The sequence below is a fragment of the Branchiibius cervicis genome (genome assembly GCF_042661605.1).
Classification (GTDB): domain Bacteria; phylum Actinomycetota; class Actinomycetes; order Actinomycetales; family Dermatophilaceae; genus Branchiibius; species Branchiibius cervicis.
The window spans coordinates 2,613,732-2,640,687 of record NZ_JBHSWJ010000002.1 but is presented as its reverse complement, the minus strand read 5'-3'; the positions used below and the strand labels follow the sequence as shown (position 1 = coordinate 2,640,687).

Annotated in this window: 27 protein-coding genes and 1 pseudogene; 8 read left to right on the top strand and 20 right to left on the bottom strand. The window is 68.6% G+C overall.

The genetic code is table 11. From position 1 onward, the window contains the following. Positions 1–6: 6 nt before the first annotated feature. Complete coding sequence (locus tag ACFQBT_RS13755; protein WP_377823480.1) at positions 7–1,002, top strand: stage II sporulation protein M; 996 nt, start codon at positions 7–9, stop codon at positions 1,000–1,002. A 43-nt stretch (positions 1,003–1,045) separates the two neighbouring features. Here the strand turns inward: ACFQBT_RS13755 and ACFQBT_RS13750 are convergent, their stop codons facing one another. Next, positions 1,046–1,267 (bottom strand): hypothetical protein, encoded by a 222-nt coding sequence (locus ACFQBT_RS13750; RefSeq protein WP_377825600.1) that lies wholly within the window; start codon positions 1,265–1,267, stop codon positions 1,046–1,048. On the opposite strand from ACFQBT_RS13750, the gene ACFQBT_RS13745 reads away from it, so the two are divergent. After that, positions 1,160–2,689 carry a siderophore-interacting protein gene (locus ACFQBT_RS13745; RefSeq protein WP_377825497.1) on the top strand — a complete coding sequence of 510 codons (1,530 nt, stop codon included), beginning with the start codon at positions 1,160–1,162 and terminating at the stop codon, positions 2,687–2,689. The genes ACFQBT_RS13750 and ACFQBT_RS13745 overlap by 108 nt on opposite strands. Here the strand turns inward: ACFQBT_RS13745 and ACFQBT_RS13740 are convergent. Genes ACFQBT_RS13740 through ACFQBT_RS13720 form a run of 5 tightly spaced genes read right to left on the bottom strand, consistent with a single transcriptional unit; the run spans position 2,667 to position 7,526 of the window. Further along, positions 2,667–3,956, bottom strand: coding sequence for a DUF58 domain-containing protein (locus tag ACFQBT_RS13740; protein WP_377823478.1), 1,290 nt, complete (start codon positions 3,954–3,956; stop codon positions 2,667–2,669). The two genes, ACFQBT_RS13745 and ACFQBT_RS13740, sit on opposite strands and share 23 nt — an antisense overlap. Positions 3,957–3,959: 3 nt before the next feature. Further along, entirely contained in the window at positions 3,960–4,910 is a 951-nt protein-coding gene (locus tag ACFQBT_RS13735) for an AAA family ATPase (RefSeq protein ID WP_377823476.1), read from the bottom strand. Next, entirely contained in the window at positions 4,907–5,962 is a 1,056-nt protein-coding gene (locus ACFQBT_RS13730; RefSeq protein ID WP_377823474.1) for a DUF4350 domain-containing protein, read from the bottom strand. The genes ACFQBT_RS13735 and ACFQBT_RS13730 overlap by 4 nt, the downstream gene beginning before the upstream one ends. Continuing rightward, positions 5,959–6,555 carry a DUF4129 domain-containing protein gene (locus ACFQBT_RS13725; protein ID WP_377823472.1) on the bottom strand — a complete coding sequence of 199 codons (597 nt, stop codon included), beginning with the start codon at positions 6,553–6,555 and terminating at the stop codon, positions 5,959–5,961. Before ACFQBT_RS13725 ends, ACFQBT_RS13730 begins: the two co-directional genes overlap by 4 nt. Continuing rightward, complete coding sequence (locus tag ACFQBT_RS13720) at positions 6,552–7,526, bottom strand: DUF7847 domain-containing protein (protein ID WP_377823471.1); 975 nt, start codon at positions 7,524–7,526, stop codon at positions 6,552–6,554. Before ACFQBT_RS13720 ends, ACFQBT_RS13725 begins: the two co-directional genes overlap by 4 nt. Before the next feature lie 27 nt (positions 7,527–7,553). Between ACFQBT_RS13720 and deoC the strand changes: the two genes are divergently transcribed. Both deoC and ACFQBT_RS13710 read left to right on the top strand, forming a co-directional pair. Beyond that, positions 7,554–8,201 carry a deoxyribose-phosphate aldolase gene (deoC, locus tag ACFQBT_RS13715; RefSeq protein ID WP_377825495.1) on the top strand — a complete coding sequence of 216 codons (648 nt, stop codon included), beginning with the start codon at positions 7,554–7,556 and terminating at the stop codon, positions 8,199–8,201. Positions 8,202–8,206: 5 nt separating this feature from the next. After that, positions 8,207–8,806 (top strand): hypothetical protein, encoded by a 600-nt coding sequence (locus ACFQBT_RS13710; protein ID WP_377823469.1) that lies wholly within the window; start codon positions 8,207–8,209, stop codon positions 8,804–8,806. On the opposite strand, the gene ACFQBT_RS13705 is transcribed toward ACFQBT_RS13710, so the two are convergent. Further along, positions 8,799–10,397 carry a phospho-sugar mutase gene (locus ACFQBT_RS13705; protein WP_377823467.1) on the bottom strand — a complete coding sequence of 533 codons (1,599 nt, stop codon included), beginning with the start codon at positions 10,395–10,397 and terminating at the stop codon, positions 8,799–8,801. The genes ACFQBT_RS13710 and ACFQBT_RS13705 overlap by 8 nt on opposite strands. Then, entirely contained in the window at positions 10,355–11,167 is an 813-nt protein-coding gene (locus ACFQBT_RS13700; RefSeq protein ID WP_377823465.1) for a purine-nucleoside phosphorylase, read from the bottom strand. Before ACFQBT_RS13700 ends, ACFQBT_RS13705 begins: the two co-directional genes overlap by 43 nt. A 31-nt stretch (positions 11,168–11,198) precedes the next feature. Between ACFQBT_RS13700 and ACFQBT_RS13695 the strand changes: the two genes are divergently transcribed. Continuing rightward, positions 11,199–12,611: an NAD(P)H-quinone dehydrogenase gene (locus ACFQBT_RS13695; protein ID WP_377823464.1), complete on the top strand. Its 1,413-nt coding sequence runs from the start codon at positions 11,199–11,201 to the stop codon at positions 12,609–12,611. On the opposite strand, the gene ACFQBT_RS13690 is transcribed toward ACFQBT_RS13695, so the two are convergent. Continuing rightward, positions 12,571–13,092, bottom strand: a complete 522-nt coding sequence (locus ACFQBT_RS13690; protein ID WP_377823463.1) for a class I SAM-dependent methyltransferase — start codon at positions 13,090–13,092, stop codon at positions 12,571–12,573. The genes ACFQBT_RS13695 and ACFQBT_RS13690 overlap by 41 nt on opposite strands. A 39-nt stretch (positions 13,093–13,131) precedes the next feature. On the opposite strand from ACFQBT_RS13690, the gene ACFQBT_RS13685 reads away from it, so the two are divergent. After that, positions 13,132–14,466 carry an HNH endonuclease gene (locus ACFQBT_RS13685; RefSeq protein WP_377823461.1) on the top strand — a complete coding sequence of 445 codons (1,335 nt, stop codon included), beginning with the start codon at positions 13,132–13,134 and terminating at the stop codon, positions 14,464–14,466. Positions 14,467–14,470: 4 nt separating this feature from the next. Here ACFQBT_RS13685 and ACFQBT_RS13680 read toward each other — a convergent pair whose 3' ends face one another. From ACFQBT_RS13680 to ACFQBT_RS13665, 4 genes and pseudogenes are all read right to left on the bottom strand, one after another. After that, positions 14,471–14,911, bottom strand: a complete 441-nt coding sequence (locus ACFQBT_RS13680; protein ID WP_377823459.1) for a pirin-like C-terminal cupin domain-containing protein — start codon at positions 14,909–14,911, stop codon at positions 14,471–14,473. A gap of 200 nt (positions 14,912–15,111) precedes the next feature. Continuing rightward, positions 15,112–15,360 (bottom strand): annotated as a pseudogene (locus ACFQBT_RS13675) (pirin family protein); the annotation flags it as partial. Between the two features lie 119 nt (positions 15,361–15,479). After that, positions 15,480–15,671 (bottom strand): hypothetical protein, encoded by a 192-nt coding sequence (locus ACFQBT_RS13670; RefSeq protein WP_377823458.1) that lies wholly within the window; start codon positions 15,669–15,671, stop codon positions 15,480–15,482. 67 nt (positions 15,672–15,738) lie between these two features. After that, on the bottom strand, positions 15,739–15,903 hold the full coding sequence (locus ACFQBT_RS13665) for a hypothetical protein (RefSeq protein ID WP_377823456.1): 165 nt from the start codon (positions 15,901–15,903) through the stop codon (positions 15,739–15,741). A gap of 33 nt (positions 15,904–15,936) precedes the next feature. Between ACFQBT_RS13665 and ACFQBT_RS13660 the strand changes: the two genes are divergently transcribed. Then, complete coding sequence (locus tag ACFQBT_RS13660; RefSeq protein WP_377823454.1) at positions 15,937–16,617, top strand: TetR/AcrR family transcriptional regulator; 681 nt, start codon at positions 15,937–15,939, stop codon at positions 16,615–16,617. On the opposite strand, the gene ACFQBT_RS13655 is transcribed toward ACFQBT_RS13660, so the two are convergent. Genes ACFQBT_RS13655 through ACFQBT_RS13645 form a run of 3 tightly spaced genes read right to left on the bottom strand, consistent with a single transcriptional unit; the run spans position 16,607 to position 20,496 of the window. Then, complete coding sequence (locus ACFQBT_RS13655; protein WP_377823452.1) at positions 16,607–18,367, bottom strand: acetyl/propionyl/methylcrotonyl-CoA carboxylase subunit alpha; 1,761 nt, start codon at positions 18,365–18,367, stop codon at positions 16,607–16,609. The two genes, ACFQBT_RS13660 and ACFQBT_RS13655, sit on opposite strands and share 11 nt — an antisense overlap. 18 nt (positions 18,368–18,385) lie before the next feature. Further along, positions 18,386–19,666 (bottom strand): VWA domain-containing protein, encoded by a 1,281-nt coding sequence (locus ACFQBT_RS13650; RefSeq protein WP_377823450.1) that lies wholly within the window; start codon positions 19,664–19,666, stop codon positions 18,386–18,388. Further along, on the bottom strand, positions 19,654–20,496 hold the full coding sequence (locus tag ACFQBT_RS13645) for an AAA family ATPase (protein WP_377823448.1): 843 nt from the start codon (positions 20,494–20,496) through the stop codon (positions 19,654–19,656). The genes ACFQBT_RS13650 and ACFQBT_RS13645 overlap by 13 nt, the downstream gene beginning before the upstream one ends. 23 nt (positions 20,497–20,519) lie before the next feature. On the opposite strand from ACFQBT_RS13645, the gene ACFQBT_RS13640 reads away from it, so the two are divergent. Further along, positions 20,520–21,491 (top strand): YihY/virulence factor BrkB family protein, encoded by a 972-nt coding sequence (locus ACFQBT_RS13640; protein WP_377823446.1) that lies wholly within the window; start codon positions 20,520–20,522, stop codon positions 21,489–21,491. Here the strand turns inward: ACFQBT_RS13640 and ACFQBT_RS13635 are convergent. The 4 genes from ACFQBT_RS13635 to ACFQBT_RS13620 all read right to left on the bottom strand — a co-directional run bounded on the left by ACFQBT_RS13635 (position 21,454) and on the right by ACFQBT_RS13620 (position 26,872). Continuing rightward, positions 21,454–22,722: an MFS transporter gene (locus ACFQBT_RS13635; protein WP_377823445.1), complete on the bottom strand. Its 1,269-nt coding sequence runs from the start codon at positions 22,720–22,722 to the stop codon at positions 21,454–21,456. The genes ACFQBT_RS13640 and ACFQBT_RS13635 overlap by 38 nt on opposite strands. A 19-nt stretch (positions 22,723–22,741) precedes the next feature. Beyond that, positions 22,742–23,269, bottom strand: a complete 528-nt coding sequence (locus tag ACFQBT_RS13630; protein ID WP_377825493.1) for a Maf family protein — start codon at positions 23,267–23,269, stop codon at positions 22,742–22,744. 73 nt (positions 23,270–23,342) lie between these two features. Then, on the bottom strand, positions 23,343–25,196 hold the full coding sequence (locus tag ACFQBT_RS13625) for a Na+/H+ antiporter (RefSeq protein WP_377823444.1): 1,854 nt from the start codon (positions 25,194–25,196) through the stop codon (positions 23,343–23,345). A gap of 29 nt (positions 25,197–25,225) precedes the next feature. Beyond that, entirely contained in the window at positions 25,226–26,872 is a 1,647-nt protein-coding gene (locus tag ACFQBT_RS13620; protein WP_377823442.1) for an APC family permease, read from the bottom strand. Positions 26,873–26,956: the final 84 nt, after the last annotated feature.

The window sequence follows — 26,956 nt, the reverse complement described above, 5'->3', positions numbered from 1 at the left end:
ACGCGCATGGACCTGGATGCCTACGTGTCGGCGCATCACGCCGAGTGGACGCGCCTGGGCCAGTTGATCAAGCAGCGCCACCTCACCGGTGCGGAATCCGACGAGCTGCTCGAGCTCTACCAGCGGGTCGGCACCCACCTGTCGGTGATCCGCACCAGCGCCCCCGACCCGTCCGTCGTGCAGTACCTCTCCACCCTGCTCGCCCGGGCCCGGACCCGGGCACTGGGCGCCCGGACCTCCAGTTGGGCCGATTTCGCGCGGTTCTTCGCGGTCAGCCTGCCGGTCACGCTCTACCGATTGCGCTGGTGGTGGCTGAGCATCATGGCGATCAGCTACGCGGCGGCTGCGGTCATCGCGATCTGGATCATCCGTGATCCCGCGGTCAGCAGTCAGATTGCGACACCCGAGGCGATCAAGCAACTGGTCGATCACGACTTCGCGGACTATTACAGCGAGTACGCCGCTCGCGACTTCGCCTTCCGGGTCTGGACCAACAACGTGTGGGTCGCTGCCGCCAGCATCGGCGGCGGCATCCTGGGCTTCCCGGTGGTCATCATGCTGTGGCAGAACACCGTGAACCTCGGCGTCATGGCCGGGCTGATGATCTCGCACGGCAAGGCGGACGTGTTCTTCGGCCTGATCCTGCCGCACGGGTTGCTCGAACTGACCGCGGTCTTCGTGGCCGCCGGCGCCGGTCTGCGGATCTTCTGGTCGTGGGTGGCCCCTGGTGCCCTGTCCCGATCCGCCTCGCTGGGCCGCACGGCCCGCAGCATGATGGTCGTGGTCCTCGGTCTGGTGATCGTGCTCGGCGTGTCCGGAGTGATCGAGGCCTTCGTGACCCCGAGCGGTCTGCCCACGTGGGCGCGCATCGCGATCGGCGCGATCGCCGAGGTCGCGTTCCTGATCTACGTCTTCACGATGGGCCGGCGTGCCGACCGACTCGGGGAGAGTGCTGATCTGGCCGCCGAGGACCTCAGTGCGGAGGCGCCCGTCGCCGGCTAGGTAAGGTAAGCCTTATGCCGCGAACCCGCCGGGAATGGAAGACCTATCCGATCAACGTGCGCGAACTACGCGTGTTGGAGGTCAGCGATGTCACCCCGCGGATGCGACGCATCGTGATCGGGGAGAGCAACTCGACGCCTTCACGACGCCCGAGGGCATCGCCGTACCCCCGCTGCGCAACGAGGGATTCGATGACCACCTCAAGGTCATCGTCCCCGACGCGGGCCAGGCGGCCGCCGTGCCGCCGCGCCAGGTCGAAGGCCACCTGGACTGGTCGATGGCTTCGGCGGCGAAGGACTACACACCCCGCGAGTGGGATCCGCAGACCGGTCGCCTGACGTTGGACTTCGTGAAGCACGACGGCGGCCTGGCCTCGACGTGGTCCCTCACGGCGAAGGTCGGCGATCCGGTCCATATCGCCGGTCCGAAGAACTCCGCGCTGCTGCCGACGGACGTCGAATGGTTGCTGGTCGGCGGGGATGAGACGGCGCTGCCGGCGATCGGGCGGCTGCTGCAGGAATGGCCCGCCGGCGTCGGTGGTCAGGTTTTCGTCGAGATCGCGGACCCGGCCGAGGAGCAGGACCTGCCAGTGCCCGACGGTGTGACGCTCACCTGGTTGCACCGCCGTGGGGTGGCCGCCGGGCACAGCAGCGTGTTGGCCGATGCGGTCATGGCAATGCCGTGGCGGGACGGTGAGGTGTATTGCTGGTTTGCCGGGGAGGCCATGAGTCTCAAGCCGATTCGCCGCTACCTCAAGGAGCGCGGGGTGCCGGCGGACTGTCTGGAGGTCAGTGGCTATTGGCGCCGCACGGAGGAAAGCCCGGAAACCGCCCGCCTGGTCCGGTTGTTGTCGTTGACACCACAGATCGCGCTGCGCGTCGCGATCCGCGAGGGCGTCATCGCCCGGTTGGAAAAGGCTCCGACCGACCCAGCGACCCTGGCCGCCGACCTGGGTCTGAACGAAACTGCTGTGCGGGCGCTGGCTCGTGCGCTCGTTGCCGAGGATGTGCTGGCCGCCGATGAGTCCGATCCCGCGGTCAACGCCGGGGGATTGCTGTCGCTCGGACCGGTGGGTCAGGTGATGACCGAGGAGTACGCCGAGGTGACCGATCCGCGCGCACAGTACCTCGATCTGTCCGTGGCCTCCGTGACGGCTGCGCTGCACGGCCAGCACGGCCCGCGCCCCGAGGTACCCCAGGACCTGCTCACCCAGGACGCGGCGTGGGCGACGCCCTCGCTGGTGCAGCATCACGAATGGGACTACCCGGTCGCGAGCGTCATCGGCTCGGCTGCCCCGGCCGTCATTGCCCAGTTGCACAGCGACGTACCCAACCTGCCGGTGGCTACCAGTGGCCAGCCCGGCCGCGACGGGGTCATTGTGGCCTGTTGGTGGTTGGAGCAATTCACCGATGACGAGGCATTAGCGGCTTTGCAGGAGCTGGAGGCGCAGTGTCGCCCGGTGGGCGCCACCGTGATCCTGGCGGAGCGACTGCGTGACACCGATGAGCAGGTGCATGACCACGACGCCGAACTCGACCTGCAGTTGCTGGCGGCCTACGGCTCCGGACTCCGCTGCGCCGAGGAGGTCGAATCCCTCGTCACGGCAGCCGGATTCGCAATCACAACCCGGCAGGAACTGGGCTGGGATATGCGGTCGTGGGAACTTACCACAGGCCAGCCCGCTTGAGCTGTAAGTAGTGATCGACCAGAGCGACTGGTAACACGCCGGGCGCCTCGTCCAACACGGTTGCGCCGGCTCGCTGCAGCGACTCAGCGGCGGCCCGGCGCAACTGCTGGGTTCGCTCGGCCGCGGCGGCGTCGTACACCGCCTTGGCATCACCACGGTCCGTAGCCATCGCCGCCACGCCGGGGTCGCCCACGGCAGCCACGACCACCCGGTGGTGTGCGGTCAACACGGGCAGGACCGGTAGCAGGCTCTCGCGCACCACCGCCGGCTCCAGAGCAGTCAGGAGTACGACGAGTGCCCGGGTCCGTGACAACTGCTGCACCGTACCGGCCAGGCGGCTCCAGTTCGCTTCCACAAGAGCCGGTTCGATACCGGCCATGGTCGTCACGGTCTCGTGCATGAGCGCGGCGCGGTCGCTGACACCGGTGATCCGGGCGCGGACCTGTTGATCGCCCAGGGCAATCGAGATGCGGTCACCGGCGCGGGAAGCCAACGCCGTGAGCAGGAGCGCGGCGTCCATGCTGTGATCCAGGCGCGGAGTGTCGAGCACCCGGGATGCGCTGGTGCGGGAGGTGTCCAGCACGATCACCACGCGACGGTCACGCTCGGGTCGCCACGTGCGCACCACCGGGTGCTGACGACGAGCGGTGGCGCGCCAGTCGATGCTGCGGACGTCGTCACCGTCGACGTAGTCGCGCAGCGAGTCGAACTCGGTGCCCTGGCCGCGGAGCTGCACAGCGGAGTTGCCGTCGATCTCGCGCAACTGCCGCAGTTTGCTGGGCAGCACCCGGCGACTGGGGAAGGCCGGCAGGCAACGGACGGACAGGGTCATCGGGACGGATCGCTGCCGCGCCGCCAGACCCAGCGGACCTCGAATCCGTAACGCGCAGTGGTCCGCTCGCCGATCGCCTCGCCGCGTCGGTGTCAGGGTCACGGTAAACCGTTCACCCTCGCCGGGCGGCAGGTCGAAAGGGTGGCGTTCGCCGGTTGCTCCGGCGGAGGGCTGCCACGCCTCGCGGATCATCCCGCGCGCACGGCGACCGGACACGTTGCGCAAGGTCACGACGTACGAGCCGGATTCGCCCAGCCTGATCTGCGGCGGGTCGGTCCGGGATACATCCACCCGCGCTCGGGCCAGCAGCAGATCGACCACCACGAGCAACGCAACCGCGAGCAGCCACCAGCCCACCGTGGCGAACGACGGCCACAGCAGGACAGCGACCACGCCCAGCAGGACGAGGCCGACGGTGCGCCCGGTGATCGCCATTCGTCAGCGGGGAACCGCGACCGAGTTGATCGCCGAGGCGAGGATGGCGGACACCCCGACGCCTTCGAGCTCGGACTCCGGGCGTAGCGAAAGACGGTGCGTCAGCGTCGAATACGACATGGTCTTCACGTCGTCGGGTGTCACGAAGTCGCGGCCCTGCAGCCACGCCCAGCAGCGCGAGGTCAGCAGCAGTGCGGTCGCGCCACGCGGGCTCACCCCGAGCGACAGCGATGGTGACGTGCGGGTCGCGCGGGCGATGTCCACGATGTACGCGGCGATCTCCGGCGCGACATGCACGGTGCGCACGGCCGCCGACCCTGCGGCCAGGTCCTCGGCCGTGGCCACGGGTTGGATGGCACTCAGGTCGCGCGGGTCGAAACCCTCGGCGTGCCGCATCAGCACCGTGACCTCCTGGTCGCGGGGCGGTAGGTCGACTACTACCTTCATCAGGAACCGGTCCAGTTGCGCCTCGGGCAACGGGTAGGTGCCTTCGTACTCGACGGGGTTCTGGGTAGCGCACACCAGGAACGGCTCCGGCAGCGGATGCGGCTCACCGTCGACCGTCACCTGCCGCTCCTCCATGGCCTCCAGCAGCGCCGACTGGGTCTTCGGCGGGGTGCGGTTGATCTCATCGGCCAGCAGCAGGTTGGTGAAGACCGGCCCGGGCCGGAAGTCGAACTGCGAACGGCCCGCGTCGAATACCAGCGAACCGGTGATGTCTCCGGGCATCAGGTCGGGGGTGAACTGGACGCGTTTGGTGTCCAGGTCGATCGCCGCCGCCAGGGAGCGCACCAGCAGCGTCTTGGCCACGCCCGGCACACCCTCGAGCAGCACGTGCCCCTTGGCGAGCAGCGCGATGATCAGACTGGTGACGACGGACTCCTGCCCGACGACGGCCTGGCCGACCTGTGCGCGCACAGCCAGCAACGCCTCTCGTGCCCGGTCTTGGTTCATTGCGGTCGGACCTGCCTTTCCAGGGTGGTGAGTTCGTGTGCGAGGTGGACTAGTTCGGCGTCCCCGGCGACGGGTCCGTCGAGCAACAAGGTGGCGATCTCCTGCTCCGGCCGTCCCGTCCGGCTGGCTGCGGCGCGCACCACGTCGGGGCTGCCGAGGTAGGCCGAAACCCGGGTGCGTGTTGCTTCCCGCAACGCCTGGGCGGCGCGGTCGGTGTCCTTGGCCTTGCGGTAGAGCCGCCCGCGCGCGTTCGTCGTCTCCTGTGCGGGTACGACGACCGGCAGCGGCTCGCGGACCAGTCGCCCGAGCCGGCGGCCGCGCCACAGCATCAGCGCGACGGTTGCCGCGGCCAGGACCGCGATCATCGGACTCCACCAGTCCGGCCAGGGCAACCCGCCGGCCCGTCCGCCGCCCACGGTGGCGTCGCCGCTGAACCACAGCAGGTGCTTGGACCCACCGAGGGCACGCAGACCGATGGCAGCGTTGTCGGCATTCAGCACGCTGTCGTTGGCGATCGCTCCGGTCGCGCCCAGCAGCAGCACGTTGTCGTCGAGCTGCACTGCGGCATAACCGTGTGCGCGATCCAAGCAGGCCTGCCCGGTCGAATCGTCGTACGTGACGTCGGTGGGACGCTCTGCTGAGCGCAGCCCGTCGAGCCAGTCGATGGTGCAGCCGTCGCCCTTGTCGAAGCCGTACCCGACCGGCAACTCCAGGACTTCCGGGTCGGGAGCGAGCAGCACGATGCGGTACGCCGAGGCGAACCGCTTCTCGATGTCCCGCAGCTGTGCTGCATCGAGCATGTCGGGATCACTGATCAGGAGCGTGTCCTGCGGGGAGGACTGGGTCCCCATCAGGTCGGCCATGCTGCGCACCGGGGTGACGTCGACCCCGGTCTGGTCCAGCACCCGGGCGATGGCCCGCCCGCCGGCGGGAGCCGGGTTATCGGGGTCGAACGGGGTCGCGTTGCTGGTTTGACGGCTGGCGAGGAACACCGAGACCACGATCAGCAGCAGCACGACGACTCCCCAGAACGCCCAGGGATGCCGCTTCACGTGGTCACCACGGGGCGGGCGGCTCGCAGGCGCTCATCCAGCCCTCGGATCCGGGTGACGTCAGCCTCGGAAGCCGGCACCTCGCCGTACCGGAAGAGATCGAATCCGTCTGCCGCGCGCTCGATCTCACCCGACTCGGCCGGGAAGTGGTCCGCCAGCGGCCGGCCGAGCTCGTGGGCCGTCAGGCCGGGATCGGCGGGCACCAGTGCGCGCTCCTGGCCGCTGCGGGCCAGCGCCCGGAAGTAGTCCAGATAGGCCCCGGTGAAGTCACCCCGTAGGGCGGCAGCGGCGGCGCTGGCGCGCAACCGGGCGGCGGTGGCGGTCGCATCGGTGAACACCACGTCCCCGACCGACTCGGGCGCGGCACGGCGGGCGCGGAACCGGGTGAGGGAGTAGCCGACGGCAATCGCCAACAGCACCAGCAGGACGGCCACCACGATGCCGGGCGCGGAACTCGCATGGCGCAGAATCGGATCCAGGACGTGCTCGATGATCCAGTCCTTCGCCTCCTGCAGCCAGTTGCGCTGCGGCGCGTACTCCGGATTGGCCAACTCCCGCCGGAGCAGGTCGCGGGCGTGATCGGGGTCGATCACGAAGCGGCTGCCATCAAGGTCACGTCCAGCGCTTCCTTGCGGATCCGTTCGTCGATGTAGAGCAGACCCGTCACGTTCGCGGAGAACGGCGCGAGGACACCGCCGACGATCGCGGACCAGATCGTCGTCACGGTGAGGCCGACCGTACCGCCGACGCCGATCGCGAGGAACGCGACGGGAGTGGTGGCCAGCCCGCTGACCATTCCCACCACGATCCGGGTCAGCAACGAGATCCCGAGAATCCGCCAGAACTGGCTGCGCGACAGGGTCCACGACCGCTTCAGCGCGGCGATCGGCCCGGCCCGCTCGAGTACGACCGCAGGAGCGGCGAGTGACCACCGGGTCCAGAAGAACACCACGGCCGCGCCCACCGCGAGCGCCAGCGGGATGGCGATGGCCACGACCACCGCGCCATCAAGGGTGTTGGCCAGGAGGACGATGAGCCCGACCAGGAGGCCACCGACGACCGCGGTGAGTGCCGCGAGGATCAGCGCCAGACCGATCAGGGGCAGGATGCGCGACCGGACGCCCTGCCAGGCGGCGCCGATGCTGCAGCGCCGGCCCAGGACCGCTTCGGACAGGACGAACACCAGCATCCCGGCGAGGACTATCCCCGCCAAGCTGTCCAGCACGTACCCGCCGGCTTGCACGATCACGCCGCGCGCGTCGCTCTCGATACCGCCGTCGAAGCTCACTTGCGACAGCAAGGCCACGGCCAGCACCGACGGGATCGCGGCGACCAAGGTCACGATGAGCGACAGGCCGATCGTGGCAGTCGGATTGCCGCGGATGGTGGCGACCGCGCCCTCCCAGATGTCGCCGAGGGTCAGCGGTCGCAAGGGGATCACGCCGGGTTTGGGACTCAGCGGCATCGGTTGGTAGGGCATCATCGGCGCCGCCTGCCCCCACTGCGGCGTGCCGTGTGCACCCTGCGGCGGGGTCCCCTCTGGTGGCGTCCAGCCCTGGCTCATACGCGCAGCCTAGCTAGGGTGGCGTTCATGCTGGCAGCGATGATCGACCACACCCTGCTCAAACCCGAAGCAACGGCCGCCGACGTGCAGGCGCTGATCGACGAAGCCGAGGAGCTCGGCACGTATTCGGTGTGCGTGTCGCCGAGCATGCTGCCCCTGAAGCTGCCCGATGACCTGAAGCTCGCGGTGGTGGCCGGGTTTCCCAGCGGCAAGCACCACTCCTCGATCAAAGCCGCCGAGGCAGCGCTCGCGGTGGCGCAGGGCGCCGATGAGGTCGACATGGTGATCGATGTCGGAGCAGCAGTCGCGGGGGAGTACGACGCAGTCGGCGCCGACATCGCACAGGTTCGGGCCGCCGTACCCGATGCGGTCCTCAAGGTGATCATCGAGTCCGCGGCGTTGTCGGACGAGGCGATCGTGGCTGTCTGCGAGGCCGCCGTCGCGGCGGGCGCCGACTTCGTGAAGACCTCCACCGGGTTCCATCCCGCCGGCGGCGCGACGGTGCACGCGGTCGAGCTCATGGCTCGCACGGTCGCCGGCCGCGCGCAGGTGAAGGCCTCGGGCGGCATCCGCGATCGCGCGACGGCGGAGGCCATGGTCGCGGCCGGGGCCACCCGGCTCGGCGTGTCCGGCAGCCGCGCGGTGCTCGCGGGCGAAACGTCCACCGGCTACTGACCGCGATGAACGTACGCCGCGTGGTGCGGCAGGGCTCTTCCCTTGCCATCGGGTGGGGGCTGATCGGGCTCTGCGTCCTTCTCGGGGTGCTCTTCGCCTTCGGGCGTGGCGGCCTGGATGTGGAGTCCGGGTGTTTCCTGCTCGCGGTGGCTCTGATCCTGTGGGCCGTTTTCGTGCGGCCCTGTCTGATCCTGGCGACCGGCGGTGTCGGACTGCACAACATCGTGCGCGACGTCGACCTCACCTGGCCGGTCGTCGATCTGATCGAAAGCCGTTGGAATCTGAAGATCTTCGCCGCCGACGGGCGCGGCTGGGGATCGTGGGCGATCACCACCCAACGACCGAGCGCGCGCGGCGCGGTCCGCTCCGGTGGCGGCAGCGGCCTGGGCCTGGGCCGGGTGGCGGCCGAGGACCTACGTGAGGCACCCGCTTCCTCCTCGGCCATGGCCCGGACGATCCAGTCGGCCAAGGAGGATTACGAGCGTGCCGTGCGTCAGGGGCAGCTCGCACCCCAGGAGGAGCAGGTCAGGATCCGCCCGGCCTGGCCCTCGATCATCGCCCTGGCGGCAGCCGTGGTGTTGATCGTCGTCGGCATCCTCAGCTGAGCAGTGCGCGCACCGCGTCGGTCACGGCCGCGAGGTGCTGGACGGCGACCTCGCGGGAGTCATCGATCGCCTCGAGGTAGACCTTCAGCTTCGGTTCGGTACCACTGGGCCGGATGATGATGCGGGTCCGGTCGGCCAGGTGGATCCGGATCCCCTCGGTCGGCGGCAGCTCACCACCAGCGGAAAGATCCTCGAACCCGCTCACGACGATTCCGGCGATCTCGGTCGGGGGCTGCTCCACCAGCGACGCCGGTAGTCCGGCGCCGCGGATCGAGAAACTGTCGGTGACGTGCGCGCCGTACCGCACGTCCAGTTCGCGCAGGACGTCGATCAGCGTGCGGTCTTCGGCCTTGAGGGTCGCGGCGAGTTCGGCCACCAGCAGCGCCGCGCTGACGCCGTCCTTGTCCCGGACCCGCTCGGGGTCCACGCAGTAGCCCAGCGCCTCCTCGTAGCCGTAGACCAGACCGGGGACCCGGCTGATCCACTTGAAGCCGGTGAGCGTCTCCTGGTGGCGGACACCGTGTGCGTGCGCCATCGCCGCGAGCAGCCGGGAGGACACGACCGAGTTGGCGAACACAGCGCCGTCCGGCACCCCGCGCGAGAGCAGGTGGTATCCGAGCAGCGCGCCGACCTCGTCGCCGCGCAGCATCCGCCAGCCGTCCACGTCACGTACGGCGACCGCGCACCGATCCGCGTCCGGATCGTTGGCGATGACCAGGTCGGCGTCCTGCTGCCGGGCCGTCTCCAGCGCGAGGTCGATGGCACCGGCCTCTTCAGGATTGGGGAACGCGACGGTGGGGAAGTCCGGGTCGGGCTGTTGCTGGGCCGTCACCGGGATGGGCGCCGGGAACCCGGCCGCTTCGAACGCGTCGAGCACGATCTGTGAGCCGACGCCGTGCAGCGCGGTGTGGATCACCCTCAGGTCGCGCGGGGAACCGGGTGCGACCACCCGGACGACGTCCTCGAGGTAGGCCTCCACGATGTCGTCGCCGAGGGTCTGCCAGCCGTCGTCCGCCACGGGTACGTCGGCTGCGCGAGGGGCGATGAGTGCTTTGATCTGCTCGTCGGCCGGTGGCACGATCTGGCTGCCGTCGCCGAGGTAGACCTTGTAACCGTTGTCCTGCGGCGGGTTGTGGCTCGCGGTGACCATGACCCCGGCGTCGGCACCGAGGACGCGGATCGCGTAGGCAAGGACCGGCGTGGGTAGCGGCCTGGGCAGCAACATCGCGTGACCACCGGCAGCGACGGTGACCGCCGCGGTATCGCGGGCGAAGACATCCGAGTTGTGCCGGGCGTCGTACCCGATCACCAGGGCCGGCTCCACGCCGAGGTAACGGACCAGGCCGGCTGCCACTCGGCGTACGACGACGCGGTTCATCCGGTTCGGACCGGCACCCAGGGCACCACGCAGCCCGGCGGTCCCGAAGTCGAGCAACCCGCTGAACCGGTCCGACAACTCGCCGTCGTCGTCCAGCAGCGCGGTCAGTTCGGCGCGGGTCGCCGGGTCGGGGTCGTCGGCGATCCAGGCCTCGGCCTCTTCGCGCAGCGTCACGACAACCTCCGGATCACGTTGGCCAGCAGGTCTCCGCATCGGGCGGCCGCGGCCTGGCCGGCCTCGATCACCTCCTGGTGGGACAGCGGCTGGTCGCTGACCCCGGCGGCGAGGTTGGTCACCAGGGAGATGCCCAGGACCTTCATACCGGCCTGGCGGGCCGCGATGGCCTCCAGGGTGGTGGACATCCCGACCAGGTCGGCGCCCATGATCCCGGCCATTTTCACCTCGGCGGGGGTTTCGTAATGCGGGCCGCGGAACTGGGCGTAGACGCCTTCGGCCAGCGACGCATCGACGGTGTGGGCGATGTCACGCAGTTCCTGGGCGTAGAGGTCGGTGAGGTCGACGAAATTCGCACCCTCGATCGGCGAGGCCGCGGTCAGGTTGATGTGGTCGCGGATGAGCACCGGTGTGCCGGGGCCCCAGTCCTTGTTCAACCCGCCGCACCCGTTGGTGAGCACGATCGTCCGGCATCCGGCGGCCGCTGCGGTGCGGACCGGGTGGACGACGGCTCGCACTCCGCGGTCCTCGTAGAAGTGCGTGCGGGTGCCGAAGACCAATGCGCGACGGTCGGTTTCACCGATCTGCACCGAACGAACCGTTCCGGTATGACCGGCGACGGCGGCCGGTTTGAAACCGGGCAAATCGGTGTTTTCGATGGTGGCCAGCGTCGGTCCGATCAGGTCGGCCGTCTTACCCCAGCCGGATCCCAGCACCAGCGCCACATCATGGGCGGCGATTCCGGTGCGGTCGGCGATGACGTCGGCAGCCGCCTGGGCGAGTTCGAAGGGTTCCTGGGTGTCAGCCACCCCGTCAGGGTAGTGGGGCGTCCGTGGAAGGATGAGGGCCGTGACGACTCGAAAGCGCTCCGTAGTCGTGATCGGTGGTGGCCCGGGTGGCTACGAGGCGGCCCTCGTCGGTGCCCAACTCGGCGCCATGGTCACCGTGATCGAGAAGGAAGGCATGGGCGGCGCCGCCGTTCTCACCGACTGCGTGCCCAGCAAGGCCCTGATCGCGACGTCGGACTTCATGTCCCGGTTCGAGGCGGCCGGCCGGCTCGGCGTGGGCTTCGACACCAGCGAACTGGACCAGCACGCGCATGCCGAGGTGCAGCAGATCAACCACCGCATCGTGCGCCTGGCCAAGGCGCAGAGCTTGGATATCCGTGCGCAGTGCGAGAGCGCCGGCGTGCAGATCTTCGACGGTGTCGGGCAGATCGTCGACCGTGGGCGGGTGTACGCCGAGGGGGCCAACGGCGTGGGGCGCGAGTTCGGAGCTGACACCATCCTGCTCGCGGTGGGTACGACGCCCCGCCAGTTGCCGACCGCCGTACCCGATGGTGAGCGGATCCTGACGTGGCAGCAGATCTACGACCTGCCCGAGCTGCCCAAGCACCTGATCGTCGTGGGGTCGGGCGTCACCGGCGCCGAGTTGGCGCACGCCTACCTCGGCCTGGGCTGCGAGGTCACGCTGGTCTCCTCGCGCGACCGGGTGCTGCCCGGCCAGGACGCGGACGCGGCAACCGTCATCGAGAACGTTTTCCGCCGGCGCGGGATGAACGTGCTGAACAAGTCGCGCGCGGTCGGCGCGGAGCGGGTCGGCGACTCGGTCGTCGTCACCTTGGACGACGGCCGGACCGTCGAAGGGTCGCACGCACTGCTGGCCGTGGGTGCCATCCCGCAGACCGAGGGCATCGGGCTGCAGGCGGCCGGTGTTGAGACGACTGCTTCGGGACATATCGTGGTCGACCGGGTCTCACGGACGAGCGTTCCGGGTATCTACGCCGCCGGAGACTGCACCGGGGTCTATCCGCTGGCGTCCGTGGCGGCGATGCAGGGCCGGATCGCGATGTTCCACGCGCTGGGTGACGCCGTGGCGCCGCTGAACCTACGCGGTGTGTGCGCCAACATCTTCACCGATCCGGAGATCGCGACGGTGGGCTATTCGATGGCGGACATCGACGAGGGCAAGGTCGAGGCGCGCACGGTGACCTTGCCGTTGTCGACGAACCCGCGGGCCAAGATGCGCAACATCACCGACGGTTTCGTGAAGCTGTTCGCCCGGCCCGGTTCCAACACCATCGTCGGTGGTGTGGTCGTGGCGCCGCAGGCCTCGGAGTTGATCTTCCCGATCGGCATCGCGGTGCAGAACCGGCTGACCGTGGATCAGCTGGCGTCCACGTTCTCGGTCTACCCCTCGATGACCGGGTCGATCACCGAGGCAGCGCGCCGCCTGCACACGCTGGAGTCCTAGCCGCGCGCGCCGATGACGACGGCCTGAGGATCGACCTCGCTGCGAGCTGGCTGATGATCTGCGCTACGGACCGGTGGTAGCGGTTCAGGGTGACATCGTGGCCGGACGCCGCCCGCAAATACTTGCCCACCCGGCGTACGCCGTGTCCGACCTGGAAAGCAAGCAGCACCAAGCCGCCGGGCCGCGTCACCCGGGCCATCTCGGCGAATATCCGATCGAGGTCCTCGTCGGGGTTATGGATGGTCGAGTACGAGGAGAACACCCCGTCGAAGGAGTCGTCCGGGTAGCCGAGGTGCCGAAGACTGCCGACCGTGAACCGGTAGCGCGGGACCCGGCGCGGCGATGGAAGCAGCCCCGCGAAGTGGTCGATCATCGCAAGGTCGATCGGCTGCTCCGGTTCGGTTGCAGTGAACAACTGCGCGTAGGCATCGGCGGTCCGGTCGTAGGCGATGCGGGCACTTTCCTCATCGTCCGCGGGCATGAGTCCGATGTTGTCAGACCCTCAGTCTACGTTTGGGCTATGGATGAGAACGAGGTGTTGACCGAGGCCGAACAGGCCGCGCTCGCCCTCGTGCGCGAATGTCGGTCGCGGATCAATTCGACTGCGGGGCAATTTGATTCAGCCCGGATCGGCGATGTGCTCATCCGGGAGCTGGAGTACCTCAAGCACGCGGTCAGCGCCCGGCAGATCGAGTTGACCGCCCGGTTGGTGACCGACGCGAAGGACCGGCTGCGGCCCGAGACGAAGGTGGCCGCGGGGTGGGCGGCACGGGTCACCGCCGTCGCCGTCGGATTCGCTCGTCGCAGGCATCCGGCGGCGGCGGCCCGGCTGGTGCGTCAGGCACAGGTGCTCACCCACGAGATGCCGTCGATCCTCGACGCGATGCGCGCGGGCGAACTGGGTGAGGAGCAGGCAGCCATCCTGGTCCGCGAGACCGACGGTCTCGATCCCGCGGCCCGCGCACAGGTGGCCGATGAGATCTCCGATCGGTGGCACCGCCTGGGCGACCGCGGACTGCGGGAAGCTACCCGCTGCGTGGTCAACCGGCTCGACCCGGACCTCGCCCAGGTGCGCGCGATCGCCGCCGCGCAGGATCGTCACGTCAACTGGCGTTCGGCACCGGACTCGATGCTGCGTCTGACTGCGCTGCTGCCGGTGCGGGAGGGCTTGGCCTGCGTTCAAGCACTACAAGCCGCCGACGACGTTGCGAAGGCAAGCGCCGCAGATCGCGGTCGGGCTATGGCCGACGCCCTGGTGTCCCGTGTGACCGGACGGGCGGCCGGCGAACCGGCACCGGTGGATGTCCGGGTGAACCTCATGATTCCCATCGAGGCGCTCATCAAGGATGCGTCCGGTCACCTGGAGGGGTACGGCACGATCCCCGGTCACCTCGCCCGCGACCTGATCGCCGCCTGCCCCGACGAGGACGGTCCGGCCGTACGGCGGATCTTCACCGCTCCCGGACACGACGAACTCATCGGCATGGAATCCAGCTCGCGCACCTACCGCGGGTTGTTGCGCGAGTTCATCACACTCCGCGACCAGCGCTGCCGTACGCCGTTCTGCGAGTCCCCGGTCAAGCACATCGACCACATCACGCCGGCGGCTGAGGGCGGGAAGACCACTGCCGCCAACGCCGAGGCCGGTTGCGAACGATGCAACTACACCAAGGAACTCCCCGGCTACTTCGTGACCGGCGGCGCGGAGAAGGTCACCCATCGCGTCGGCCGGCTGACCATGATCAGCACTCCGCCACGGCCACCCGGAACCCGGCGGCGGCAGCCGCCGTCCGGTCTCGAGCGGCACTTCGCAGAGGTCATTTGGGACGGCTTCACGGCGCCGAAGCGCGAGTAGCGGGTCAGCCGCGGGGCTTCAGCCGGGTCCCGGGCATCGGCGGGGCCGGGATCGGCGGCAGATGATCGCCTTTGGCTATTCCGAACTGCCCTGGCGCGCTGTCCTGGGTGTCGGTGATCAGCGCGCCGTCACGGGTGATCTGGCGTTGCCATTCCTCTCGGAACGCCACGATCTCGTCGTGATCGCGACCGACGAAGTTCCACCACATGATCAGGGACTCGCCCAGCGGCTCACCGCCCAACAGGATCATCCGGGCCGGTTCGTCCCCGGCCCCCAGGGACAGCCGGCGCGCGCCCGGTGGGAAGTACCGCAGCTGCGCGGGAGCCACCGGTTCACCGGCGGCGGTGAGGTGCCCTGAGTCGACCAGGACGCCGTACTCGAAGTCCGGCTCCAGATCGATCTCCACGCGAGCCCCGGGGGCGAAGTCGAGTTGGGCGCCGAGCACGGGGAGTACGTCGGGACCGGGCTAAACTGCCCCGCGAGGGCGCCCAGGAAGACGCGGAGGCGGACGCCGTCGGATTCGCTGACCGGAGGCACGAAGTGCAGCAACGCCGGGTCGCTGAACCGATATCGGTCCGGCAGGGCCAGCCACAGTTGGGCGCCGTGCAAGGTCGCGGGTCCCGAGGCGTCCGAGATCTCAGAGTGACTGATCCCGCGGCCGGCGTTCATCAGGTTCAGCTCCCCCGGCAGGACCGCCTGGACGTGGCCGGCCGAATCGCGGTGCTCGATCCGGCCCTCGAAAAGCCAACTGACAGTGGCCAATCCGGTGTGCGGATGCGGGGCGACCTGCATCCCGCCGGTCCGGGAGATGTCGTCGGGGCCGTAATGGTCGGCGAAGCACCAAGCGCCGATCAGGCTCCGGGACCGCTGGGGCAGGGTCCGCCGGACCGTCATCGCTCGCAACCCGCCCAAAGGCACATCGCGCGGGTTCAGCAGTTCACTGTGCCCCGCACACGGCGCAGCGTGGATCGGAACTTCGAGCGGATGCGGATCGGGATTGGTCATACGCCACCTTAGGCAGTGGCGAAACCGTGCTTCCATCCGTCGCGGTAGTACGGGACAAGAGCTTCGCGGCTGGCCAGGCGCACCTTGCGGTTCTCCACGAAGAAGTGGGTCAGAACCACCGCATAGGTGCCGATCGAGAGCAGTGCGGCGATCCCGCCGATGATCGCAAACGCCGTGACGGCGAAAGTGATGTCAGCCACGAGCAAGTCCTTTCTACACGTGTAGTGATCCGACGTCGTCGAGACTACAAGTGTAGAAAGAACCGCCTCAAGCCGAATCGTCGTGACGTCGCTCACCCGTCTGTTCCGGCAAGAGGCCCTCGCGTTCCCACCGGTCGTAGCGCGCCTGCCGGATGCGTGGCCGCACCCACCGGACGTAGGCCACCGCGAGCGCAATGACCACCAGCAGCGGAAGCAGGTTGCCCCATCTCATACCACCACCGTAAGCCGGGGCTACGCTGAGCGCGTGTCGAAGTCCCTCGAGCGCCGTCGCGCCGTACGTAGCCGCCGGAGCCGTCCGGAGGGAACCGCCGCCCGGCAGTTGCATCTGCTCGAATCGGCGGCGGCGGTTGTGGCCGAGCAGGGTTTGCGCGGCCTGACCCACCGAGCGGTCGACCGTGAGGCCGGGCTACCAGAAGGCACCTGCTCGGTCTACTACCGCACCCGACTGGCCCTGCTGACCGCGCTCACCGAGCACGTCGGCGCGCGGTTCACCAGTGATGTGGCGGCGATGGGCGAGGGGTTCTCCGACGAGCAGATCCTGAACCGCGTGTTCGTGGTCAACGCCTGCACGCGGCTGCTGCACGGCTGGACGCGGGACGCAACCCTGGTGATCGCGATGGGCGAGTTGAGCTTCGAGTCACTGCGCAAGCCGACGCTCGCACCGGCCGCCAACCACTGGCGCGAGATGATGGCGTTCATCGTCGAGACCATCATCGAACGGATGGGCATCTCCGCGCCCGAGATGCGCTCCAAAGCCCTCGTGTCCTCCCTCGAGGGCATCGTCGTGAGTTCGATGAAGCTGCAGCCGGCCGCTCGCGAGCGATACCTACGTCACACGATCGGCATCCTGGTCCTCGGCATCCTGAACCTCGACGCCGCCGACGTGGTAGCTCTCGACGCGGAGCAGTTGCAGCTCAGTCAGTGATCGTCGCGAGCACGGTGCCGGAGGTGACGGTCTCGCCCACGCTGGCCGACAACCCGCTGACCGTGCCGTCCTTGTGCGCGGTGATCGGCTGCTCCATCTTCATCGCTTCCAGCACCACCACGGTGTCACCCGTCGCGACCTGATCGCCGTCGGCGACCAGCACCTTGACGATGGTGCCCTGCATGGGCGCGGCCAGAGCGTCTCCGGACACCGTCGCCCCGCCGCTGCCGGCGCGCTTCTTGCGCTTGGCCGGCCCGCCCGGTGCCGGCGCGGTTCCGGAGAAGCCCGCGGGCAGGCTCACCTCCAGGCGCTTACCGTCGACCTCGACGACCAGGCTCTGCCGCTCCTGCGGTTCGTCGCCGTCGGCGACCGGCCCCGAGTACGCCGGGATCCGGTTGTCGAACTCTGTCTCGATCCACCGGGTGTGGATGGTGAACGGCGTGTCGTCGTCGGTGGCGAACGCCGGGTCCCGAACGACCACCCGGTGGAACGGCACGACCGTCGGCATCCCCTCGATCACCAACTCGTCCAATGCGCGCCGGGAGCGTTCGAGAGCCTGCTGTCGGTCCGCCCCCGTCACGATCAGCTTGGCCAGCATCGAGTCGAACGCGCCGCCGATGACGTCACCACTGACGACCCCCGAGTCGACGCGCACGCCGGGACCGGACGGCGCCTCGAAGACGGTGACGGTTCCGGGCGCGGGCAGGAAGCCCCGCCCCGCGTCCTCGCCGTTGATCCGGAACTCGATGGAGTGTGCGTGCGGGACCGGGTCGGGGTAGTCCAGCGTGCCACCGGCGGCGATGCGGAACTGCTCGCGCACCAGGTCGATCCCGGTGACCTCTTCGGAGACCGGGTGCTCGACCTGCAGGCGGGTGTTGACCTCCAGGAACGAGATGACGCCGTCCTGCCCGACGAGGAACTCGCAGGTGCCCGCGCCGACGTAATTCGCTTCGCGCAGAATGGCTTTGGAGGCGCGCACCAGCTCGTCGTGCTGCTCATCGGTGAGGTACGGCGCGGGAGCCTCCTCGACCAGCTTCTGGTTGCGTCGCTGCAGGGAACAATCCCGCGTCGACACGACCACCACGTTGCCGGTTGTGTCAGCGAGGCACTGCGTCTCCACGTGCCGCGGCTTGTCCAGGAACCGCTCGACGAAGCACTCGCCGCGGCCGAACGCCGTGACCGCTTCGCGCACGGCCGAGTCGTAGAGCTCGGGAATCTCCTCCAGCGTGCGGGCCACCTTCAGACCGCGCCCGCCACCGCCGTACGCCGCCTTGATCGCCACCGGCAGGCCGTGCTCGCGCGCGAAGGCGACGACCTCGTCGGCGTCGGCGACGGGATCGTTGGTGCCCGGCACCAGCGGCGCACCGGCTTTCGTCGCGATGTGCCGCGCCTTGACCTTGTCCCCGAGCGAATCGATCGCGGCCGGCGGCGGCCCGATCCAGGTCAGCCCGGCGTCGATGACGGCCTGGGCGAAGTCGGCGTTCTCGGAGAGGAACCCGTAGCCCGGGTGCACCGCATCGGCACCGCACTGGGCCGCGACCTCCAGCAGCTTGTCCTGCTTCAGGTAGGACTCCCCGGGCGTTGCGCCGCCCAACGCGTAGGCCTCGTCGGCGACCCGCACGTGCAGCGCGTCCCTGTCCGGATCGGCGTAGACCGCCACGGAGGTGATGCCTGCGTCTTTGCAGGCGCGGGCGACGCGGACGGCGATTTCGCCCCGGTTGGCGATGAGGACCTTCGACACGGACGGCATGGACCTGACTCTAGTGAGTCACAGAACGCGTTCGACGAAGTGTCGCAGGCCGGCTGCCGTGCGGACCTCGTGCATGGGCACGATCTGCCCGTACGCCGAGGCGACCGAGTCGCCAGTGTCCCACCTCGAGCGGGCCTCCGGATTGAGCCAGTACACCCGGCGCACCGTGCGGCGGATGGTCTCCAACGTGTCCAGGTCCGGGCGGGCGTGGTTGCTGCGCGCGTCGCCCAGGATGAGCAACGTGGTGCGCGAGGTGAGACCGTCTGCCGCTGCGAGGTCGCGCAGCGACTGCTCGTAGTTGCTGGAGCGTCCGCGTCGGGTCAGCTCGGGTCGTTCGAGCGCCCAGTAGGTCAGCGAGCCGGAGAGCAGATCCCCGGTGATCAGGTCGGTGATGTCGGCGGCGCTGCTGACGAAACCCAGCACGCGCAACCGGCGGAAGTGGCTGTGCAGTGCCTTGAGGAGCAGCAACGTGAACATCGAGAACCCGCCCACCGATCCGGACAGGTCGGCCAGCACCACCAGGTCGGGTCGGTGTTTGCTGCGCTTGCGGTACACCGGGTCCATCGGCACCCCACCGGTGGACATCGACGAACGCATGGTGCGCCGTACGTCGATCGGGCCGCGTGCGGTCTCCCTGGCCCTGAGGCGGGCCGCGAGTTTCTTTGCCAGCGGGACCAATTCGGCTTTCAGGGCGGCAAGGTCACCCGGTCCCAGGCCGAGCAGGTCACGTTCGAGCAGGGTCTTGTCGACGGCGTACCGGCTGATCTGCTCCACGCCGCGGATCTCCGCGTTGCGCCGGCGCGCCTCGGCCTCGACCAGCTCCCGGAACCGGCCGACCCGGGCACGCAGCTCGTCGCGCTCGTACGCCTGGGAAAAGCCGCCGTCGCCTTTCACCGCGCCGGCGATCGCCCGCTCCGGTCGAAGCTGCTGCAGCGTCTGTTGCGCCGACCAGCCGGAGCCGACCCGACCGTGTTGGGTGACCGCATCCACGGCCAGCTGGTCCAGCGAATCGTTCTGGGCCAGAGCGGTACTCAGCTCCGCAAGCAGGTCACGGTCCTCGACCGCCCGGACTCCTACCGCGAGGGGGAAGTACAGGTCGAAGAGCGGATCGAAGATGGCCCGTTCGGCCGGGGACCCGGTGAGTGCGCTGGCCAGTCCCGCCCGCAACCGGTCCCGGTCGGCGAAGCCGAGGGTCTGCGCCGCAAGCGCCGCGTCGATGCCCTCGCTGGTGCCGACGGGTACGCCGTGCTCACGCAGCGCATGGGTGAACAGGACCAGCCGGTCGGCTACTTCAGCCATGCCGCGCGCACGGTGTCGATGTCGCTCTGGTGTTTGAGCACCACCCCGAGGGTGCGTTCCACCAGCGCCGGATCGAGGTCGTCGGCACCGAGAGCGAGCAGGGTGCGCGCCCAGTCGACCGTCTCGGAGATGGAGGGCGCCTTGCGCAGGTCCAGGTCGCGCAGCGCGGCAACGGTACGCACCACCGAGTCGTTGAGGGCCTGCGGCAGGCCGGGCGCGTGCAACTGCACGATCTCCCGCTCACGCTCCTGGGTCGGATAGTCCAGATGCAGGTAGAGGCACCGCCGCCGCAATGCCTCGGACAGCTCGCGCTGGGCGTTGGAGGTCAGGATGACCAGCGGTGCATGCTCGGCCTTGACCGTGCCCAACTCGGGGATGGTCACCTGGAACTCCGAGAGCAGCTCCAGCAGAAGGCCCTCCATCTCCTCGTCCGCTTTGTCGAGTTCATCGACCAGAAGTACGGCGCGCGCCGGGCTGCGGACTGCCTGCAGCAAGGGTCGGGGCAGCAGGAACTCCTCGGTGAAGACGCTGGAGTCGTCGCCGGCAGCGGTGATGCGCAAAAGTTGGGCGGCGTGGTTCCACTCGTAGAGGGCTCGGGCTTCGTCGACCCCTTCGTAACACTGCAGACGGATCAGGTCGGCACCGGTCGCGCGGGCCAGGGCCGCTGCGAGGGCGGTCTTGCCGACACCGGCCGGTCCCTCCAGCAGGAGCGGGCGGGCCAGGTGGTCGGCCAGGAAGACGGTCGTCGCGATCGCATCGTCGGGCAGGTATCCGGCCCGGCCGAGCGCCGTACTCACGGCGTCGGGGTCGGGGAACCACGGCTCAGTCACGTTAGTGAGGGTAACGTTCGGGCATGTCGCTGATCCGGCGCGTGGACGCCTTCCAGCAGCGGCACGCCGTCCTCGGCTTCCCGATCGGGGTGCTCTACAAGTTCTTCGACGACTACGGCACCTATCTGGCGGCGCTGGTCACCTACTACGCCTTCGTCTCGATCTTCCCGCTGTTGTTGCTCGCCAGCACCGTGCTGTCGATCGTCCTGCAGGGTCATCCGCACCTCCAGCAGGAACTGATCGATTCCGCGTTGAGTGAGTTCCCGGTGATCGGGGACCAGCTGAAGACCCCGCAACGCCTCAGCGGTAGTTGGGCGGCCATTCTCGTCGGAGTGATCGTGGCCCTCTACGGTGCGCTGGGCGCAGCCCAGGCGATCCAGTACGTCTCGAACCAGGTGTGGCAGGTACCGCGCAACAACCGCCCCAATCCCTTTGTCGCACGCGGCAAGTCGATCCTGATCATCCTGATCATGGGCATCGGCGTCTTCGGGGTGAGCCTGGCCAACGTGATCCTCAGCAGGTGGACGTTCCTCGGTGAGCACAGCGGCCTGATTGCCGACGCTGCCGCCTTACCGGTCATCGTGGCGTCGATCGCCTTCATCTTCCAACTGAGCGCCTCGTCGCGGGTGCGGCCCTGGGACGTCCTACCGGGTGCGATCCTCGCAACGATCGCGCTGCGTGTCCTCCAAGGGTTCGGCGCGTCGTACGTGTCGGGGGTGGTGGCCAAGTCCTCGAGCGTGGACGGGGTGTTCGCGATCGTCCTGGGTCTGCTGGCCTTCGTCTATCTGGTCGCGATGAGCCTGATCCTGGCCATGGAGCTCAACGTGGTGTGGCGCAAACGGCTCTACCCCCGTGCCCTGCTGACCCCGTTCAGCGACAACGTGGAACTGACCCGGGCCGACCGGGCGATGTACGCCGGCCGGGCCCGGGCCCAGCGCTACAAGGGCTTCGAGGAGATCACAGTGGACTTCGAGCGGGAGCCGGATCAGAAATGATCGACGACCGGCCGAAGGCGGCGCCCTTGTTCTCCTTGCCCAGCGCGGTCAGCACGATCACCGCGATCAGCACCGGCACGATCGTCGCCGCCAGCGCGAACGGGTAGCCGTGTGATCCGGCCAGCGCCTCCTGGATCGGCAGGTTGAACGCGGCCAGGCAGTTACCGAGCTGATAGGTGACCCCGGGGTAGAACCCGCGAATCTCATCGGGAGACAGTTCGGTCAGGTGCGCCGGGATGACACCCCACGCGCCCTGCACCATGACCTGCATCAGGAAGGAGCCGAGCGTCAACATGCCTGCTGTCGTGGAGTAGGCGAAGATCGGCACGATGGGCAGGGCAAGGACCGCGCAGCCGATGATGATCGCCTTGCGACCGTATCTCTCCGACAGGGCACCGGCGATGAGCCCGCCGATGATCGCGCCGATGTTGTAGACGACCGCGATCCAGGTGGCGGTGCTCTTGGCCAGGCCGGCGCCGTGATCGTTGGTGGCCTTCAAGAAGGTGGGGTAGACGTCCTGGGTGCCGTGGCTCATCCAGTTGAAGGCGGTCATCAGCAGGACCAGGTAGACGAACCGTTTCCAGATCACCGGGTTGGAGAAGATGTCGCGGGTGCGTGTCTTGGTGGCCTTGACCCGTTCGCGGGTCTGCTCCCACACTTCGGACTCCTTGACGCGGGCGCGGATCAACAGCGAGATGGCCGCCGGGATGACCGACAGGGCGAACATCCACCGCCAGTTCAGCCCCCACCAGGTGTTCAGCAGCAGGAAGGCCAGTGCGGCGAACAGGTAGCCCATCGAGTAGCCGCTCTGCAGGAATCCGGAGAAGAAGCCCCGTCGCTCGGCGGGAATCTTCTCCATGGCCAGGGCCGCACCCAGACCCCATTCGCCGCCCATCCCGATGCCGTAGAGCATCCGCAGCACGATCAGGACCCAGAAGTTCGGTGCGAACGCGCACAGGAAACCCACGGTGCTGTAGAAAGCCACGTTGGTCATCAACGGGATCCGCCGGCCCTTGCGGTCGGCCCACAACCCGAAGAGGAATGCGCCGACCGGCCGCATGATCAGCGTCATCGTGGTGATCAGCGCCATTTTGGTCAGCGGGACGTCGAAGTCCTTGGCGATGTCGGCATAGATGAGCACGACCAGGAAGTAGTCGAACGCGTCCATCGCCCAGCCGAGGTAGGCGGCGGCGAAGGAGTTGCGTTGGTCCGATGTCAGCGGAGTGGGCATCCCTCAACGGTAGCGATGATTAGCGAAGCAATGTGATCCATGCAATGCCCAACTGGGTAGTCAGTTCGCGCAACGCGGGCAGGCTGACGCCGATGACATTGTGGTGATCGCCCTCGATACCGCTGACGAACGCGCCACCGATCCCGTCGATGGTGAACGCCCCGGCGACGTGCAGCGGTTCACCGGTCGCCACGTAGAAGTCGATCTCTTCATCGTCCACCTCGGCGAAGTGCACCTTCGTCGAGACGGTGGCACCCGTCGCCGCGTCGCCGAGGACCAGCCAGTGCCCGGTGTGCAGCACGCCGGTGTGACCGCGCATCCGGCGCCATCGTGCGGTGGCCTCCGCCGCGTCGGCCGGTTTGCCGAGGACCTCACCGTCGAACTCCAGCACCGAGTCACAGCCGAGGACCAGCGCCTGCGGGGCCTGCGGGGCGACATCCTGCGCCTTGGCCCGGGCGAGCAGGAGAGGTACGTCGATCGGCGCCAGATCGCCGTACGTCGCCTGCGCATGGGCCAGGGTCGCCGGCTCGTCGACCCCGGACACGATGACGCGCGGGTCCAGGCCCGCGCTACGCAGCGTCTTCAGGCGGGCGGGGAGGCCGAGGCCAGGACGAATTCGCTCACCCCGGCAACTTATCGACGTAGCACCACATCCACCCCTCGCCGGGTTCGAACGAGCGCATCACCGGGTGACCGGTGTCCTCGAAGTGCCGCCGCGCGTGCTGCCCGACGGAGGAGTCGCAGCAGCCGACGTTGCCGCACGTCAGGCACAGACGCAGGTGCACCGGGACCGTTCCTTCGCGCTTGCAGTCCGGACACCCTTGCGGTGTCTGCGGATCCACGGCCACGGGGGCATCGCGCAGATGCTCGCACGCTCCACGTCGCGGCTCCGGCGTGAGCAGGATCCGATCGCGCAGGTCGTCCTGCGTGCCATGGACGTAGCCGATCATCGACTCCTCGATGTCCAGCTGCTCCAGCACGTTGGCCAGCAGCGCGTGGTCGGCCAGCGCGTTGTCCCGCATCTTCAGGACCTTGCCGCGCTCGGCGTCCAGCATCGACAGGCGCAGCCGGCGGTACTCCTCGGTCGGGGTGTCGGTGTCGTGGTCGGGTCGGCCCAGTTGCTCCCACGCCAGGTTGGCGCGGTTCTCGTTCTGCCGGCGCAGTGCCTCCACGACGTTCTCGGGCACGCGAGGATCCAGCTCCTCTTCCAGGCGTTTGTCACCCGCCTGGGTGGCGGCCTGGATGATCTGGGCCAGTTGCAGCGCATCCTCGCGGGGATCCGGACCGTGCAGGTGCAGGGCGCGAGCCACGTGGCTCAGGCTGAAGCCCTGGATGATGAGCGTGCCGATGGTGACGAAGAGCGCGATGAAGATCAACTGCTCACGCTGCGGGGTCTGCTCCGGCAGCAGGAACGCCGCGGCGAGCGTCACCACCCCGCGCATCCCGGCCCAGGACACGACCGCCGCCTCCCGGGGTCGCAGGTTGTTCGGGTCGTCCGGGCGCAGCCGCCAGCTGAGGAAACCGATGGTCATGACGTAGACCGGGCGCAGCAGCATCACCGTGAGGAGCACCAGGACGGCCGCACCGATGGTGCTGGGGCGTACGTCCTCGACGATGGTGCGCACCTCCAGGCCGATGAGCAGGAAGACGACGCTTTCCAGGACGTATTGCAACGACTGCCAGTTCAGGCGTTCGGAGACCCGGGAGGCGGCGGTCTGGATGCTGGGTGCTTGGTGGGCGAGCAGCACCCCGCAGATGACGACGGCGAACACCCCTGAGGCGTGGATGGCCTCGGCCGGAAGGTAGGCCAGCCACGGTGTCAGGTAGGAGATGGCCACGCTGATCGTCGTGTCGGTGACCTGGCGCCTGACCCAGGCCAGCACGACGTACGCGAGCATTCCGACCGCGACGCCGCCGACGACGGCCAGGGCCAGCTGCCCGGTGACGGCCAGCACGGTCACGCTGCCGCTGATCAGGATGCTCTTGGCCGTGTTGACGGTGACCAGTGCCGTGGCGTCGTTGAAGAGCGACTCGCCCTCCAGCACGGCAACGACACGGCGTGGCAGACCCATTCGCCGGGCTACCGCTGTTGCTGCGACCGCGTCGGGCGGGGCGACGATGGCACCGAGGGCCAGCGCCGCGGCGTACGGGATGCCCATCAACCACCACGCGATCAGGGACACTCCGAAGGCTGTGAAGAGCACCAGCAGCATCGACAAGCTGAGGATCTGGCGCCGGTCCCGGCGCAGGTCGACCAAGGAGGTCTGGGAGGCGGCGGCGAACAGCAGCGGCGGCAGCAGGCCCAGCAGGATGAATTCAGGGTTCACCTCGATCCGGGGCATGCCCGGCACGAAGGACAGCGCCGCTCCGACCGCCACCAGCACCAGCGGTGCGGAGACCCGGAAACGCTCGGCGAGGACGCCGACGGCGATCGCCCCGGTGAGCAGCAGGAGGAGAGGTACGGCGATGTGCACGGCCCATTGTCACCTGGGCCGGGCGCGGGTCAGGCGATGCCGGGTGAGGTTCGCAGATCGCCGAGGTGCTCCAGGTCCGCATCCACGACGGGCTCGACCTCTTCGCGCGGGTAGGCCATCTTCAGGACGGCGAAGTAGTAGAGCCCCAGCGACAGCACGGCCACCACCAGAGCATCCCAGTCATCGGGCAGCCAGCCCCGACCGCCGTAGTTGCCCAGCCAGCCCACGACGATCATCCCTACCTGCCAGGTGATCAGCCAGATCGCGAACCGCCAGCGGGAGCGGTCCGGGTCCACGTTCTTGGCGTTGACCCGTGTCGCGATCAGATAGATGAGGCCACCGATGAGCAGACCGATGGACAGCTTCCAGGTCGAGGTGAACGTGCCCCAGTAGACGATCAGGTTGGCGAAGATGAAGCCCACCGGCAGGGTGACGGCCGGGAAGGGCACCCGGTAGGGGTGTTCGCGGTCGGGATCGGAGTGCCTGAGGGCGCCGAGGGCGATCGGGGCGAACGCGTACATCAGCGCCGTGGCGCCGGTGATCAGCCCCACCAACTCCTGCCAACTGGGTGCCGGCAGCAGGAAGAGGACGCCGAAAGCAGTCGCCACGATCACCGACCAGACCGGCACACCGCGCTTGTTGACCTTGGTCAGCGAGTCCGGCAGGCCCAGGGCGTAGGAGATCCGGGCGGTGGTGCCGACGTAGATCAGGCCGGTGCCGCCGGGGGAGATGACGGCGTCGATGATCAGGACGGTGGCCAGCCAGCCGACGCCCGCGTTGATGGCGAGGGTGTAGTACGGGCCGTAGTCGCCGGCGCCGATCGGGTGCTGCCAGTTGTGCACGACGTTCGCCGGGTTCACGGCACCGACGAAGGCGACCTCGAGTCCGATGTAGATGACGGCACCGATGATCATCGCCAGGATGATTGCCTTGGCGACGTCCTTCTGCGGGTTCTTGGCTTCCCCGGCCATCTGGGTGGCCTGCTCGAAGCCCTGGAGGGCGAAGACCACACCGGCGGGCAGTGCGGCGAAGATGCCGTGGAAGCCGTACGGTGCGAAGCCCCCGCCCGCGGTGAAGTTGCCCGGATGGAAGCTGACGATCAGCAAGGTGATGATGGTCAGAAGTGGGACGGCGATCTTCCACAGCACGATGGCGGTATTGCTGTCCGACATCCATTTGGCGCCGGCCAGGTTGATCAGCATGAAGACCAGCATCGCCACGACGCCGATCACGATGCCGGTCACGGTCAGGGTGCCGTTGGTGTTGACCAGCTTCACGTGCGACTTCACCGCATCGATCGAGTTCACGTAGCCCAAGGAGGCCTCGACCTCCAGCGGCGCGATCGCCACCGCCTGCAGGTAGGTCGTCCAGCCGGCCGCGAAGCCGGCGAGGCCGCCGAACGCGAAGTGCGGGTAGCGCGACGTCCCGCCGGCGACCGGGTAGGCGGCGCCCAGATCGGCGTGGATCAGCGCCAGCACCGTCAGCATGATCGCGGCGAGGATCCAGCTGATCAGCGAACCACCGCCCCCGGCGATGGTCGCCGCAGTCAGCGCCCCCAGCAGCCAGCCGGAACCGATGATCGAACCCAATGACACGAAGGACAGACCCCAGAAGCCCACGGTGCGGTGCAAGCCGCCCGGGGTGGTCTCGGGGCCCTCGGTGACGACAGCGGACATGGCAACCTCCATGGGTCGACGGGCCCGGGGCGACACTGACCCGTGAATCGCGCCAGCGTAGAAGTACGGCGCTGGGGCGCCTAG

Bases quoted from the DNA above. Each gene is read 5' to 3' on its own strand.
- ACFQBT_RS13705 (WP_377823467.1), bottom strand. From the start codon at position 10,397: ATGCGGAGACCTGCTGGCCAACGTGATCCGGAGGTTGTCGTGACGCTG.
- ACFQBT_RS13690 (WP_377823463.1), bottom strand. From the start codon at position 13,092: ATGCCCGCGGACGATGAGGAAAGTGCCCGCATCGCCTACGACCGGACC.
- ACFQBT_RS13755 (WP_377823480.1), top strand. From the start codon at position 7: ATGGACCTGGATGCCTACGTGTCGGCGCATCACGCCGAGTGGACGCGC.
- ACFQBT_RS13665 (WP_377823456.1), bottom strand. From the start codon at position 15,903: ATGAGATGGGGCAACCTGCTTCCGCTGCTGGTGGTCATTGCGCTCGCG.
- ACFQBT_RS13635 (WP_377823445.1), bottom strand. From the start codon at position 22,722: ATGCCCACTCCGCTGACATCGGACCAACGCAACTCCTTCGCCGCCGCC.
- ACFQBT_RS13650 (WP_377823450.1), bottom strand. From the start codon at position 19,666: ATGGCTGAAGTAGCCGACCGGCTGGTCCTGTTCACCCATGCGCTGCGT.
- ACFQBT_RS13695 (WP_377823464.1), top strand. From the start codon at position 11,199: ATGAGGGCCGTGACGACTCGAAAGCGCTCCGTAGTCGTGATCGGTGGT.
- ACFQBT_RS13720 (WP_377823471.1), bottom strand. From the start codon at position 7,526: ATGAGCCAGGGCTGGACGCCACCAGAGGGGACCCCGCCGCAGGGTGCA.
- ACFQBT_RS13640 (WP_377823446.1), top strand. From the start codon at position 20,520: ATGTCGCTGATCCGGCGCGTGGACGCCTTCCAGCAGCGGCACGCCGTC.
- ACFQBT_RS13685 (WP_377823461.1), top strand. From the start codon at position 13,132: ATGGATGAGAACGAGGTGTTGACCGAGGCCGAACAGGCCGCGCTCGCC.
- ACFQBT_RS13620 (WP_377823442.1), bottom strand. From the start codon at position 26,872: ATGTCCGCTGTCGTCACCGAGGGCCCCGAGACCACCCCGGGCGGCTTG.
- deoC (WP_377825495.1), top strand. From the start codon at position 7,554: ATGCTGGCAGCGATGATCGACCACACCCTGCTCAAACCCGAAGCAACG.
- ACFQBT_RS13710 (WP_377823469.1), top strand. From the start codon at position 8,207: ATGAACGTACGCCGCGTGGTGCGGCAGGGCTCTTCCCTTGCCATCGGG.
- ACFQBT_RS13655 (WP_377823452.1), bottom strand. From the start codon at position 18,367: ATGCCGTCCGTGTCGAAGGTCCTCATCGCCAACCGGGGCGAAATCGCC.
- ACFQBT_RS13740 (WP_377823478.1), bottom strand. From the start codon at position 3,956: ATGGCGATCACCGGGCGCACCGTCGGCCTCGTCCTGCTGGGCGTGGTC.
- ACFQBT_RS13735 (WP_377823476.1), bottom strand. From the start codon at position 4,910: ATGAACCAAGACCGGGCACGAGAGGCGTTGCTGGCTGTGCGCGCACAG.